Annotated in this window: 12 protein-coding genes and 1 riboswitch; of the genes, 3 read left to right on the top strand and 9 right to left on the bottom strand. The window is 71.8% G+C overall.

Annotated features, from left to right (window positions below; all coding sequences use genetic code 11):
* Window positions 1-113: 113 nt before the first annotated feature.
* Together IE308_RS36020 and IE308_RS36015 are read right to left on the bottom strand one after the other, a co-directional pair.
* Window positions 114-1457 (bottom strand): NYN domain-containing protein, encoded by a 1344-nt coding sequence (locus IE308_RS36020; protein ID WP_190221106.1) that lies wholly within the window; start codon window positions 1455-1457, stop codon window positions 114-116.
* A 72-nt stretch (window positions 1458-1529) separates the two neighbouring features.
* Window positions 1530-1793 (bottom strand): hypothetical protein, encoded by a 264-nt coding sequence (locus IE308_RS36015; RefSeq protein WP_110627674.1) that lies wholly within the window; start codon window positions 1791-1793, stop codon window positions 1530-1532.
* 156 nt (window positions 1794-1949) lie between these two features.
* On the opposite strand from IE308_RS36015, the gene IE308_RS36010 reads away from it, so the two are divergent.
* Window positions 1950-2693: a rhomboid family intramembrane serine protease gene (locus tag IE308_RS36010; protein ID WP_190221105.1), complete on the top strand. Its 744-nt coding sequence runs from the start codon at window positions 1950-1952 to the stop codon at window positions 2691-2693.
* On the top strand, window positions 2690-2971 hold the full coding sequence (locus tag IE308_RS36005) for an Lrp/AsnC family transcriptional regulator (protein ID WP_190221104.1): 282 nt from the start codon (window positions 2690-2692) through the stop codon (window positions 2969-2971). The genes IE308_RS36010 and IE308_RS36005 overlap by 4 nt, the downstream gene beginning before the upstream one ends.
* A gap of 3 nt (window positions 2972-2974) precedes the next feature.
* On the opposite strand, the gene IE308_RS36000 is transcribed toward IE308_RS36005, so the two are convergent.
* From IE308_RS36000 to ctaE, 7 genes are all read right to left on the bottom strand, one after another.
* Entirely contained in the window at window positions 2975-5890 is a 2916-nt protein-coding gene (locus IE308_RS36000; protein ID WP_190221103.1) for a protein kinase domain-containing protein, read from the bottom strand.
* Between the two features lie 66 nt (window positions 5891-5956).
* On the bottom strand, window positions 5957-7318 hold the full coding sequence (locus IE308_RS35995; RefSeq protein WP_190221102.1) for an aminotransferase class V-fold PLP-dependent enzyme: 1362 nt from the start codon (window positions 7316-7318) through the stop codon (window positions 5957-5959).
* A gap of 145 nt (window positions 7319-7463) precedes the next feature.
* A riboswitch (SAM riboswitch) is annotated at window positions 7464-7581 on the bottom strand.
* Window positions 7582-7656: 75 nt separating this feature from the next.
* Window positions 7657-8721: an anthranilate phosphoribosyltransferase gene (gene trpD / locus IE308_RS35990; protein WP_190221101.1), complete on the bottom strand. Its 1065-nt coding sequence runs from the start codon at window positions 8719-8721 to the stop codon at window positions 7657-7659.
* 180 nt (window positions 8722-8901) lie between these two features.
* A complete protein-coding gene (qcrB, locus tag IE308_RS35985) occupies window positions 8902-10539 on the bottom strand; it encodes a cytochrome bc1 complex cytochrome b subunit (protein ID WP_190221100.1) in 1638 nt (545 codons plus the stop codon).
* Complete coding sequence (qcrA, locus tag IE308_RS35980) at window positions 10536-11594, bottom strand: cytochrome bc1 complex Rieske iron-sulfur subunit (protein WP_110627680.1); 1059 nt, start codon at window positions 11592-11594, stop codon at window positions 10536-10538. The genes qcrB and qcrA overlap by 4 nt, the downstream gene beginning before the upstream one ends.
* Window positions 11591-12403 (bottom strand): cytochrome bc1 complex diheme cytochrome c subunit, encoded by an 813-nt coding sequence (gene qcrC / locus IE308_RS35975; protein ID WP_190221099.1) that lies wholly within the window; start codon window positions 12401-12403, stop codon window positions 11591-11593. The genes qcrA and qcrC overlap by 4 nt, the downstream gene beginning before the upstream one ends.
* An 80-nt stretch (window positions 12404-12483) precedes the next feature.
* Complete coding sequence (ctaE, locus tag IE308_RS35970; RefSeq protein ID WP_110627682.1) at window positions 12484-13104, bottom strand: aa3-type cytochrome oxidase subunit III; 621 nt, start codon at window positions 13102-13104, stop codon at window positions 12484-12486.
* Between the two features lie 145 nt (window positions 13105-13249).
* Here ctaE and IE308_RS35965 point away from each other — a divergent pair, with 145 nt between their 5' ends.
* On the top strand, window positions 13250-13651 hold the full coding sequence (locus IE308_RS35965) for a response regulator (RefSeq protein ID WP_110627683.1): 402 nt from the start codon (window positions 13250-13252) through the stop codon (window positions 13649-13651).
* The last annotated feature ends 89 nt before the right edge of the window (window positions 13652-13740 follow it).

Raw genomic sequence — 13740 nt, 5'->3', positions numbered from 1 at the left:
TCTCGGTGACAGCCCGCATTCTTTGCCCTCAACTCACGAGCAGTGATGCCGGATTGACACTACGTTGCGTGACGGTTCCGTCAATTCGGACATCGCTTACGCGAGTTGCACCTTCAGGACAGTCGCTTCAGGAGCACCGCAGAAGCCACGGGTCGGGCACCGGCGCGGGCGACCCCGTCGGCCACCTCACGGTCGGTGGAGGCGACGATAACGGGTCGGCCGGGCGGCTCCGCACGCACCAGCTGCCGGATCAGCTCGTCGGCGGTCACCCCGGGCTTGGAGAACAGCACCCGCACCCCGCGCGGCGGGGCGAGCAGCACCGGCGCGGCCAGCTCGGCCCCGTCGAAGACACAGGTGACCTCGGCGCCGGTCTGCGCGGCGAGCGCGGACAGCTGCCCGAGCAGCCGCAACCGCTGCTTCTCCAGCGGCATCTGCGGATAGCCGGTCTTGGTGACGTTGTAGCCGTCGACGACGAGATGGGCCTGGGGCAGCGCCAGCAACTGGTCGAGGATCGCGGGGTCGTGCTCGGACAGGGCGCGCGCGGCGATGTCCTTCGGCGTCATCCGGCCCGGCTCGACGGCGTCCACGGTCTCCGCGGGCCGCACGGACACCGGCGGCAGCGCCAGTTCCCGGCGCAGACCCTGGGTGGCGTCCAGAAGGGTGTCCAGGAGCAGACGGACGCGCATGTCCTCGACACTGCGCCCCTCGCGCGCCGCTCTGCGCGTGGCCTCCAGGGCGGCCTCGGCCTCCGCGAGACGCGCCTTGAGGCGCCGGGACTCGCTCTCCGCGGCGGACACCTGCGCGTGCGACTCGGCGCGGTGGGCCTCCATCTCGGCCTGCGCCTTGCGCAGCGCCGCCTCCCCGCGCTTGACGTCGCTGAGGGCGGCGCGCAGCTTCCGGTGCAGCGACTCCGCTTCCTTCTTCGCCGCGTCCAGCTCCGTCCGCAGCCGTTCCGTCTCGGTACGGGCGTGCTCGCGGGCCTGGTCGAGCCGGGTGCGCAGCCGCTCCAGCTCGGCGCGGTTCTCCTCGTCGGCGCGCTCGGCGTCCGCGCGCTGCGCCTCCTCGCCGGCCGCGGTCACCAGCTTCACCCAGCCCGCGGGCCGCAGAACATAGGCCGCGGCCGCGACGTCGAGCGGGTCCGCGGCCGGGGGCGGCGAGCCGGAGTCGAGGGCGCCGGCCAGTTCCGGCTGGGCCTCTCTGAACTTCTCCCCGATGCGCTGCCGGAACAGCGGATCGGTCTCCAGCGCGGCGGCCATCGCGTTCCCGGCGAACTTGGCCCGCCGGTTCGGGGCGAACCGGGCGTACTGCCGCAACTGGGCGGGCAGTTCGCCCAGGGTCAGCCCGCCGAAGCCGTCCGCGACGATCTGGACGACCCTGCGGCGCACGCCGTCGGGCAGCGGACGGTCGAGCACCTCAGCGGCGCCGTCGCCCGGCCCCCCGCCAGCGGTCTCCACCATCCGTCACCTCATCACCTGTCGTGCCGATCCCGTACGGGGATCACCTGTACGAGTACCGTCCGGCGCGGTCCCTCAGGACGCGCCGGCCTCGCCCTGCGCGGACTCGCTGCCCGGGCGGTCCACCAGCTCCACCTGGTCCACGGCGTTGCACCAGCGGCAGCGCACGGACTCGATGGTCTCACTGAGCACCTCGCGCTCCTCCACGTTCGGCTCCCCGGCGAGGTCGAGGTGGACGTACTCCACGACCTTCGACGAGCGGGTCACGTCGAAGCGCGTGAGGTTGCCGCAGAGGGTGCAGCGCCATCGCGTCGTGGCGGTCGGCAGGGGAACCGTCATCGTGGCTGTTCGCTTTCTTCCAGTGTCCGTGACGCACCGGACTCCCCGGTGCGTGTGGCTCGTAACCCTACGGCCTGGGGGCGACTCGCCGCTGGTCCGTCCACGGCGGCGAGGCGGTCTGGGCAGGTGCGTCCCGTTACGTCATGCTCTGTGTTCATGATCGGCAACTGGCGCGGACCCCTGAGCCCCCTGAGCAGAGCCGTCCGGCGGCCCACGGCACCGGTGACGTACGGGCTGATCGCCCTGTGCTGTCTGCTCTTCCTCCTCGGCCCGGCCGCGGGCCTGAACCCGGTGTACGGCACCGGGGACGAGCTGCTCGCCGCGCAGCGGGCCTATTTCCGCCGCTGGGGCGTGGTCCCGGCGGAGCTGTTCGAGGGCGCCGCGGGATCGGCCCTGACGCCGGCCACGGCCCTGTTCGTGCACGGAAGCTGGGTGCATCTGCTGGGCAACATGCTCTTCCTCTTCGTCTTCGGCGCGATGACCGAGGAGCGCATGGGCCGGGTGCAGTTCACCCTGTTCTACGTCGGCTGCGGCTACCTCGCCCTGCTGGGCTACGCGGCCGCCAACGCCTCCTCCGAGCAGTCCCTGGTGGGTGCGTCCGGGGCGATCTCGGCGGTCCTCGGTGCCTTCCTCTATCTGTTCCCCCGCGCCCGGGTGACCAGTCTCCTGCCGTTCCTGTTCTTCCTGCCGGTGCGGCTGCCGGCGTGGGTCGTGCTGCCCTTCTGGGCGGCGCTGCAGTGGCTGGCCGCGGGGCGGGCGAGCGCGGGCCCCGGGGTGGCGTATCTGGCGCACCTGGTGGGGTTCGGGCTGGGCCTCGCGTACGCGTGGGCCCGGTTCCGCCGTACGACTAGAGTGAAAGCCGCCCCTGCTCCGGCCCCCGAGGGAGAGAACCAGCCGTGATCACCGCGATCGTCCTCATCAAGACCAGTGTGGACCGGATCCCCGAGATCGCCGAGCGGATCGCGGCACTGGAGAGCGTGAGCGAGGTCTTCTCGGTCACCGGCACCTACGACCTGATCGCGATGGTCCGCGTCCAGCAGCACGAGGACCTGGCGGAGGTCATCCCCGGCCGCATCAGCAAGATCCCGGGCGTGGAGGCGACGGACACGCACGTGGCGTTCCGCACGTACTCCCAGCACGACTTGGAGGCGGCGTTCGCGATCGGCCTGGACAGCTGAGCCCTACGCCGTGACGTCCACCGCGGCGATGCCGGTGCCCGAGGGGATGTAGAGGCGGCGGCCGCCGACCAGGGGGGCGTGGACGTCCTCGCCTGCGTCGCGGCCGACCGTCACGGTCCAGCGGAGCCTGCCGTCCACGCCGAGGGCGAGCAGCTCGGCCCTGGCCCGTACGTAGACGAGACCGCCGGCCACCGTGAGGGCGGGGTCCCGGTCCCGGTACGGGCTCTCGTACGTCCACGCGGTCGAGCCGTCGGCGGCCCGGATGCCCTCGAAGGTGCCGCCCGAGACGGCGACGGCGAGCGCGTCGTCGCCCGCGACCAGCGGGCCGGAGGACACCTCCTTCTCCCACAGCAGCTTGCCGTCCCGGCTGCGGAAGCCGTGCCGGTTCCGCACGCCGCCGGAGTCGGCGACCAGGGTGGTGCCGACCAGGACGGGCCCGCCGACATCGATGCCGCCGGGCACCGACCACAGCCGCCTGCCGTCGGACGCGTCCAGCGCCAGCAGCCGGTCCCCGTAGCAGCCCGTGTAGACCACGCCGCCCGCCACGAGCGGGGTGTCGGTGGGCCCGGCGGGCGTGGTCGCGGTCCAGCGGGTGCTGCCGTCGGCCGCGACGCAGCGCAGCCCGCCGGCGTCGGTGTTGCCGAGCGCCACGAGGATGTGGTCGTCGAGGAGGAGCGGCCGGTCGTAGCCGTTGTCGCCGAGGGTCCGCTCCCACCGGCGGGTGCCGTCGGCGCCCAGCGCGTGCAGCTTGCGCAGGCCGCGGTCGTTCTCCCACGCGAGGCAGAAGACGCCGCCGGCGGTGGCCACCGGCGTGGACGTCTCGTCGCCCAGCCGCACCGACCAGCGCTTGGCGCCGGCGGCCGTCACGGCGTGCAGGGTGCCGTTGACGCCACCGACGTAGACGGTCGTGCCGTCCGGGGACACGGCGGCGCAGGGCCCGGTGAGCCCGCCGAGGCCACCTACGTCGTACTGCCAGCGCAACACGGCCGGCTCCCCGGCCGCCCCACCGCCGCTGTTGGCGTAGCCATGGTCGCGGTCCTTGTCGTCCGACCGGCTCACCCACCACCACCCGCCGGCCCCCGCCGCCGCGGTCACCGCACCCCCGGCCAGCAGCCCGAGCACCCGCCGCCGCCCGGGCTGTACGGCGGTGGGAGGACCGGGGGTGTCCACGGCCACGGAACCGGAGACGCCCCCGGCCGCGGCCGCGGACGCGGAAGACCCGACGGGGGCACCCTGCCGGGACGGCGGGGCCTGCGGCGCGGCGGGGTGTGGGGCCGGGGCCTGCGGCGCGGAGGGCTCCGAGCCCGTGGCGGACGACCCGGCCGGGACGTCGGGCTCCGGCGCGGAGGCGGGCGCGGGCGCCGGCCGCCCGGACGGGGCCGGGACGGGGGGCGCGGCGGGGTGCGGGGCCGAGGCGTGCGGCGCGGCGGGGTGCGGGCCCGTGGCGGGCGACCTGGCCGGGACGTCGGGCTCCGGCGCGGAGGCAGGCGCGGGCACCGGTCGCCCGGACGGGGCCGGGGCCTGCGGCGCGTCGGGCTCCGAGGCTGAGGCGGGCGGCGTGACCGGCGCGTCGGGCTCCGGTGCGGAGGCTGAGGTGGGCACCGGTCGCCCGGACGGGGTCGGTGCGTCGGCCGGGGACGGCTCCGGGGCCTGGGGCGGCCTTGGTGTGCCGGGGCTCGGCGCCGGGCGCACGGGCGAGGGGCTTGCGTCAGCGACAGCGGGGTCCGGAGGGGCGGGGGCGTCAACGACGGCCGGAGCGGCAGGGGCGTCGGCGGCGGCAGGGGCCGGGGCGGCAGCGGCCGCGGGGTGCTGCGGGGCGGGCGGGTGCCGGTCGGGTGCGGGGGCGGGGGCCGACGGTCCCTGCAGGGCGGGGGCGGGGGCCGACGGTTCTGGCGGGGTGGGCTGTGGTGTGGGGGACGGGGGTGGCTCCGCAGTCGGCGTGGCGGTGGCCGGGGGCGGGGTGTCCGTGGTTGTCAGCGGGGCCACGTATTCCACGCCGCTCAGGCGCTCGCCTGAGTCGCGGGCCGGCATCCACCGTTCCGGTGCGGCGGACGGCGGGGCCCCGGCGGGGCCGTACCAGCCGGGGCGCAGGCTCGCGCGCAGAGAGCTGCTCGTGTGGCCGACGAGCGCGACCACCCCGTGGGGGGTCGGCCGCTTGTGCGGGTCCTCGGCGAAGCAGGCCTCCACGAGGGCCCGGATGCCGTCGGGGACGCCGGTCAGGTCGTAGTCGCGGGTCAGGATGCGCAGCAGGACAACCGAGTCCTGGCCCTCGCCGAACGGCTCGCGACCGGCGGAGGCGTAGGCGAGGACGGCGCCCAGCGAGAACACGTCGCTCGGCGGTCCCACCGCGCCGCCGTTGCGGATCTGCTCGGGCGAGACGTACCCGACGGAGCCGACGACCGTCCCGGTCCGGGTGAGCGACGTCGCCTCCAGGGCCCGTACGATCCCGAAGTCGATGACGCGCGGACCGTCCTGCGCCAGCAGGATGTTGGACGGCTTGAGGTCCCGGTGGACCATGCCCTTGGCGTGGATGGCGGCGAGCGCCTCGCCGAGCGCGCCCGCCAGCGCCCGCACCGCGTCCGAGGGCAGCGGGCCGCCGTCCAGCACGGCGTCGCGCAGGTTCGGCCCGTCCACGAACTCCGTGGCCATCCACGGCCGTTCGGCCTCGGTGTCGGCGTCGACGACCCGCGCGGTGTAGGTGCCGGTCCCGCCGACGGTCTGCGCGGCCCGCACCTCGTGCCGGAACCGGGCCCGGAAGGTCCGGTCCTCGGCGTGCTCGGCGCGCACCACCTTCACCGCGACTCTCGGTCCGCTGCGGGACGCGGCGAGGTACACCTCGCCCATGCCGCCCGCGCCGAGTCTGCCGAGGACCTCGTACGGCCCGATCCGCCGCGGATCCGTCGCACGCAGCGCCTGCACCCCGTACTCCCCCTGTTTCGCCCTTCGGCTGCCGACAGGGAGCGTATCGTCAACCGCGCCCGGCGGTCAGACGGCGGGCACGCAACGGCCGTCCTCGGTGCGGTACTTCCACCGCGCCCCGTCCGTGACCAGTTCCCGCACCGCCCGCACGAAGCGGTCCACGTGCTCGTCGGGGGTGCCCGCGCCGAAGCTGACCCGGATGGCGTTGAGGGACTTCTCGCCCGGCGCCGCCTCGGGGGCGCCGCACTCGCCCTGGGTCTGCGGGTCGCTGCCGAGCAGGGTGCGGACCAGGGGGTGGGCGCAGAAGAGGCCGTCGCGGACGCCGATGCCGTACTCGGCGGAGAGCGCGGCGGCGAAGTGGGAGCTGTTCCAGCCCTCGACGACGAAGGAGATCACGCCGACGCGCGGGGCGTCGTCACCGAACAGCGAGAGGATGCGCACCTCGGGGACGTCGGCGAGGCCCGTGCGGACCTTCTCGATCAGGTGCCGCTCGCGGGCGACCAGGCCGTCCCAGCCGGCCTCGGTGAGGGTCTTGCAGGCGGAGGCGATGGCGTAGGCGCCGATGACGTTCGGGGAGCCGGCCTCGTGGCGGGCGGCGGTCTCGTGCCACTCCACGTCCACTCCCCCGTCCTCACGCCGCGTCACCTTCCGGCTGGCGCCGCCGCCCGCGAGGTACGGCTCGGCGGCCTGCAACCAGTCGGCGCGGCCGGCGAGGACGCCGGAGCCGAACGGGGCGTACAGCTTGTGCCCGGAGAAGGCGACCCAGTCGACGTCGAGGTCGCGGACGCTGACCGGGTGGTGCGGGGCGAGCTGGGCGGCGTCCAGGACGATCCGGGCGCCGTGCGCGTGCGCGGCGGCGGCCAGTTCGCGCACCGGCCACAGTTCGCCGGTGACGTTGGAGGCGCCGGTCACGCAGACCAGGGCCGGGCCGTGGGGGTCGCGGTCGGCGAGGGCGCGCTCCAGGGTCTCGACGGCCTGCCGCGGCGTGCGGGGCGCGTTGAGGTAGGTGACTCGGGCGTCCTGCCAGGGCAGCAGCGAGGCGTGGTGCTCGGTCTCGAAGACGAAGACCTGGCAGCCGGCGGGGATCGCGCGGGCCAGCAGGTTGAGCGAGTCGGTGGTGGAGCGGGTGAAGACCAGCTGGTCGCCGTCGCGGCAGTCGAGGAACTCCGCGACCGTCCGGCGGGCGTTCTCGAACAGGTCGGTGGAGAGCTGGGAGAGGTACCCGGCCCCGCGGTGGACGCTGCCGTAGTACGGCGCGTAGGCGGCGACGTCGTCCCAGACCCGCTGGAGTGCCGGGGCGCTGGCGGCGTAGTCGAGCGCGGCGTAGGTGACCTCACCGCCGGTGACGAGCGGCACGGTGACATCCCGCCCCAGAACGGGCAGCGGGGCACAAACGGACTGATCGGCGGCAGCGGTGAAGACAGACATGGCGGAACTCCGTGAGAGACGCCCGTGCCGGGCACGGGAAAGGTGAGAAAAGGGTGCGCGGAGGCGGGGCTCGGCGGCCCTAACGCATTCGCTTGCTCACGGAAGACACTCCCTCGAACGACCCAGGACCCCTGGTTTCGCGAGGGGTCCGCGCTTGCCGTAGGCCTTGCTGCCGTACGACCTGGTCTTCACCCGGGGCACCCCGCCACGGACGGAGGGTTGCCGGACAGTCGGCCGGGGCCTCATGACTGTCACTCATGACCTGGTACAGGAACTTATGCGAAACGATCGCGGCCCCGCAACCCGTGTCCGGATCGCGGGACCGCTGCTGTCGTGCGTCAGGCGTTGCTCGCCGCCACCCAGCGGTCGAGGGTGCGGCGGGCCGCGCCCGAGTCGATCGACTCCGCCGCCTTCGCCATGCCGGCGCGGATCTGCTCGGCCAGCGGGGCGTCCGTCGGGTGCAGGGCGACCAGCGCGGCCGCCGAGTTGAGCAGTACGGCGTCGCGGACCGGGCCCTGCTCGCCGTCCAGGAGGCGGCGGGCGACCTCGGCGTTGTAGGAGGCGTCGGCGCCGCGCAGGGCCTCCACCGGGACCAGGTCGAGGCCGACCTCGCGCGGGTCGAAGGTCTCCTCGGTGACCTTGCCGTCGCGGACGGCCCACACCCGGGAGGTGGAGGTGGTGGTCAGCTCGTCGAGGCCGTCGTCGCCGCGGAAGACGAGGGAGGAGTTGCCGCGCTCGGCGAAGACGCCGGCCACGATCGGCGCCATGCGCGCGTCGGCGACGCCGACCGCCTGGGCCCGTACCTTCGCCGGGTTGGTGAGCGGGCCGAGGAAGTTGAAGGTGGTGCGGATGCCGAGCTGGCCGCGGGCGGCGGCGACATGGCGCAGCGCCGGGTGGAACTTCACCGCGAAGCAGAAGGTGATGCCGGCCTCCTCGGCGACCTCCGCCACCCGCTGCGGGGTCAGCTCCAGGTTGACACCGAGCTTCTCCAGCACGTCCGAGGCGCCGGACGCGGAGGACGCGGCGCGGTTGCCGTGCTTGACGACCTTCGCGCCGGTGCCGGCCACGACGATGGAGGACATGGTGGAGATGTTCACCGTGCGGGCGCCGTCGCCGCCGGTGCCGACGATGTCGACGGTGTCGCCGGGGACGTCGATCACGTTGGCGTGCTCGTACATCGCCCGCACGAGGCCGGTGATCTCCTCCACCGTCTCGCCCTTGGCGCGCAGCGCCACCGCGAACCCGGCGATCTGCGCGTCGGTGGCCTCGCCGCGCATGATCCGGTCCATCGCCCAGGCCGTCGCGTCCGCGCTCTGGTCGCGCCCGTCCAGCAGGGCGTTCAGCACCTCGGGCCAGGAACGGCCCGCCGCGGTGTCGCCTCCAGCGGGGGTCACAGCGCTCATCAGCCGCTCCTGAGTGTCGTAAACAGAGTGTGCCGTCCAGCCTATCCAGCCCACGCCACCCCGACGGTCCCCGTCCGAAGACCGGACGACACCGCCCCGCAGCCGCGTCCGCGCACGCGGAAGGGCCCCGCCCGGTGACCGGACGGGGCCCTTCGCAGCGTGGCGACGCTCAGGGGTTGATCAGTGGTGGCCGTGGCCGCTCGTGATCTCCTTGTACTCCTCCACCGTCGGCTTCGGAATCTGGGACTCCTCGCCGTAGTACGCCTCGCTCAGCTTGGCGCGGAGCTTCTCGGTGGCCTTCACCTTGCGCTCGACGCCGTTCTCGTCGACCGTCGGGCCGATCTCGAGCGGCTGGTACTGCTCGTGTGCGGTGAGGGTGTGCAGGGCCTCCTGCGACAGCGGCTCGTGGACCTCGATGAACTCACCGTGCGGCAGGCGCTTGATGGTGCCGGTCTCGCGACCGTGCAGCACCTTGTCCTTGTCCCGGCGCTGCAGGCCGAGGCAGATCCGCTTGGTGACGATGAAGGCGATCACCGGGCCGACGAAGAAGCCGATCCGGACGAACCAGGTCACCGCGTTGATCGACAGGTGGAAGTGGGTGGCCCACAGGTCGTTGCCACCACCGACCAGCGTGATCATGTAGACGGTGATCCAGGCGACGCCGAACGCGGTACGCGTCGGGGCGTTGCGCGGACGGTCCAGGATGTGGTGCTCGCGCTTGTCGCCGGTGATCCAGGACTCGATGAACGGGTAGACCGCGATCAGCGCCAGGACCAGCGGGAAGAGCACCAGCGGGATGAACACGCCGAGGACCAGCGTGTGACCCCAGAAGTTGACCTCCCAGCCCGGCATGAAGCGGATCAGACCCTCGGCGAAGCCCATGTACCAGTCGGGCTGGGCGCCGGTGGACACCTGGTCCGGCCGGTAGGGGCCCATCGCCCAGATCGGGTTGATCTGCGCGATCGCCGCGATGACCGCGATGACACCGAAGACCAGGAAGAAGAAGCCGCCCGCCTTCGCCATGTACACCGGCAGCAGCGGCATGCCCACGACGTTCTTGTTCGTCTTGCCGGGGCCCGCGAACTGCGTGTGCTTGTGGTAGAAGACCAGGATCAGGTGGGCCACCATCAGGCCCAGCATGATGCCCGGCAGCAGCAGGATGTGGATCGAGTAGAAGCGGGCCACGAAGTCGCCGCCCGGGAACTCGCCGCCGAAGAGGAAGAACGACAGGTACGTGCCGACGATCGGCACGGACAGGATCGCGCCCTCCATGAAGCGGACACCGGTGCCGGAGAGCAGGTCGTCCGGGAGCGAGTAACCGGTGAAGCCGGTGAACATGCCCAGGACGAACAGCAGGAAGCCGAACAGCCAGTTGACCTCACGCGGCTTGCGGAACGCGCCGGTGAAGAACACGCGCATCATGTGCACGAACATGCCCGCGAGGAAGATCAGCGCGGCCCAGTGGTGGATCTGCCGGATGAGCAGGCCACCGCGCACGTCGAAGGAGATGTGCAGGGTCGAGCTGAACGCCTCGGACATCATCTGCCCCTGGAGCGGGACATAGCTGCCGTGGTACTCCACCTCGTTCATCGACGGGTGGAAGAACAGCGTCAGATAGACACCCGTCAGGATGATGATGATGAAGCTGTACATGCACACTTCGCCCAACATGAACGACCAGTGGTCGGGGAAGATCTTGCGCATGTTGGCCTTGGCCAGGGAGTAGATCCCGAGCCGGCCGTCGGCCCAGTCGGCGATGCGCTCGCCGGCCGGTGCCTTCCCGCGAGAGCGGGACTCGGTGCTGGTGGTAGTGCTCATCCGCGCTCCCAGAAAGCAGGACCGACGGGCTCTTCGAAGTCGCCGAGCGCCTCGAGGTAGCCCTCGTCGTTCACGCCGATGCGCAGCTGCGGAAGGGCGTGACCGGCGGGACCGAAGATCACGCGGGCACCGTCGGAGAGGTCGAAGGTGGACTGGTGGCAGGGGCACAGCACGTGGTGCGTCTGCTGCTCGTACAGCGAGATCGGGCAACCGACGTGGGTGCAGATCTTGGAGTACGCCACGATGCCCTCGTGCGACCACTCGAGCTCGCGCTTGTCCTTGATGTTCTCCGGCTGCAGCCGGACGATCATCAGGGCGGCCTTGGCGATCTCGGTCTGGAAGTTCTCGTCGTGCTCCTCCAGGCCCTCGGGCTTGGCGAAGGTGAGCGAGCCGACGGCCACGTCGGAGGGACGCAGCGGCTCGTTCGTGTTCATGTTGACGAGCAGCTTGCCCTTGGACCACATGGTGTGGCGCAGCTTGGTGCCGGGCAGCGGACCCAGGTCGCGCAGCAGCATGACGCCGGAGAGCGGCACGAGGGCGACGGCGCCGAGCATCGTGTTGCGGATCAGCTTGCGCCGGCCGATCGCCGACTCCTTGGCGCCCTGCTTGAAGTCCGCGTGGACCTTCTCGCGGACGTCGGCCGGGGCCTCGATCGGGTGACGCTCGTCGGCGATCTCGACGTCGGACATCAGGGTGCGGGCCCAGTGGACCGCGCCCGCGCCGATGCAGAACAGCGCCAGGCCGAGGGTCAGACCCAGCGCGAAGTTCAGCGCGCTGAGGTGGCCGATCGGGAAGACGAAGATCGACTTGTCGTGCGGGATCGCGACGTACGAGGCGATGAAGCCGATGGTGGCCAGCATCGACACCGTGAACAGCAGGGCGACCATGCGCTCGGACCGCCTGGCGGCCCGCTCGTCGATGTCCTGGATCCGGTGCTCGTGGGGCGGCAGGCCCGGGTCGGCGAACGGGTTCTTCTCGTCCGCGACGCTTACCGCGCCGTGCGCGTGCTCCTGCTCAGCGGGCAGGTTCTCTTCTGGAATGTCTTGGCTACTCATGACTTCTTGGCCTTTGCGGTCCGAGCGGCGACCCAGACGGCGACCGCGATCAGGGCGCCGAGACCGAAGATCCAGGCGAAGAGGCCTTCGCTGACCGGGCCGAGGCCGCCCAGCTCCAGACCGCCCGGGTTCTCCGTCTCATCGCTGTTGACCGCGTTCAGGTACGCGATGATGTCCTTCTTGTTCTGCTCCGACATGGTGGTGTCGGGGAACGACGGCATGTTCTGCGGGCCCGTCTGCATGGCCTCGTAGATGTGCTTGGGGTCCACACCTTCGAGCGACGGGGCGTACTTGCCCTTGGTCAGCGCACCGCCCTTGCCGGTGAAGTTGTGGCACTGCGCGCAGTTGGTGCGGAAGAGCTCACCGCCCTTGGCGATGTCCGCGCCCTCCGGGCCGTACTGCTCCTTCGTCGGGACGGCGGGGCCGGCGCCGAGGGAGGCGATGTACGCGGCGAGCTGGTCGATCTCGGCCTGCGAGTAGATGTTCTTCTTCCGCGGGACCTGGGCGCCCTGCGAGGTGGCGGCGGGCATACGACCGGTGCCGACCTGGAAGTCGACGGCCGCGGCGCCCACGCCGACCAGGCTAGGACCGTCGGAGGTGCCCTGACCGCCGGTGCCGTGGCAGCTGGCGCAGCCCACGGTGTAGAGCTTCTTGCCCTCGTCGATGGCGAGGGACTGGGAGGCTTCGTCGGCCTGCGCCTTGCCCGCAGGCGCGAACGCGGCGTAGAGGCCCCCCGTGGCCGCCAGCGCGAGGAGTAGGACGACGACCGCCGCCAGCGGATGGCGTCGTCGTGCGGAGAGCTTTTTCACGGATTACCCCGGTGTCAGGATCTTCTGCGTCGATGCTTCTGGGTGGTGCGTCGCCAGGGACGCGCGCGGATCGGTTCCGGCTACTTGATCATGTAGATCGTGGCGAAGAGGCCGATCCAGACGACATCGACGAAGTGCCAGTAATAGGACACGACGATGGCGGCGGTCGCCTGCTCGTGGGTGAACCTCTTGGCCGCGTACGTCCGGCCGAGGACCAGCAGGAAGGCGATGAGACCGCCCGTCACGTGCAGGCCGTGGAAGCCGGTGGTCAGGTAGAAGACCGAACCGTACGGGTCGGAGGACAGGGAGAGCCCGTCCTTCTTCACCAGCTCGGTGTACTCGAAGATCTGACCGCCGATGAAGATCGCACCCATGATGAAGGTGACGATGAACCAGGATCGGAGCTTCTTGACGTCACCGCGCTCGGCGGCGAACACGCCGAGCTGGCAGGTGAGGGAGGAGAGCACCAGGATCGTGGTGTTGGTGGCCGAGAACGGGAAGTTCAGGGCCTCGGCCATTTCCTTCCAGTGCTCGGGACCGGTCACCGATCGCAGGGTGAAGTACATCGCGAAGAGGGCCGCGAAGAACATCAGCTCGGAACTCAGCCAGATGATGGTTCCGACGCTGGTGAGGTTCGGCCGGTTGACCGACGGGTGCGCGTGCCCGGTTTCTACTGTCGTTGCTGTCGCCACGACCGACATTATGTCGGTCGCTTATCCCGCCCTCACTCTGGGGGGTGCCGTTCGGAGTGTTGCTCCCCTCCGGACCGGTGTTGACGTGGTGTTCCAAGGAGTAGCATCCGGCGCAACGGGCTTGTCTCTACGACGCTGACGTCTCGGAGGAACCATGCGGCCGACCGCCACGGTGCTGGTCTACAGCGACGACTCCAACACAAGGGAGCAGGTGCGGCTGGCCGCCGGCCGCAGGCCGGCTCCCGATGTGCCCCTGGTGGAGTTCGTCGAGTGCGCGACGCCGGGGGCGGTGCTGAAGGAGCTGGACAAGGGCGGGATCGACGTCTGCGTCTTGGACGGGGAGGCCGTGCCGATGGGCGGCATGGGCCTGTGCCGTCAGCTCAAGGACGAGGTGTTCCAGTGCCCGCCGGTGCTGCTGCTGATGGGGCGGCCGCAGGACGCGTGGCTGGCGACGTGGAGTCGCTCCGACGCGGCGGTGACCCTGCCGGTGGATCCGGTGGAGTTCGCCTCGGCTCTGGCGTCCCTGCTGCGGCGGGAGCGGTTGGCTAGCGCCTAGCAACTCGATTCCGACGGCAGTACGGCGGCGTGCGGGCCGGTGGGGGTTGATCGCGCAGTTCCCCGCGCCCCTTCGGGCCCGCGGCCGCT

The organism is Streptomyces griseosporeus (genome assembly GCF_014656055.1).
In the GTDB taxonomy this organism is placed as follows: domain Bacteria; phylum Actinomycetota; class Actinomycetes; order Streptomycetales; family Streptomycetaceae; genus Streptomyces; species Streptomyces griseosporeus.
The sequence above is the reverse complement of the archived record's forward strand: the minus strand, read 5'-3'. Positions and strand labels throughout refer to the sequence as shown.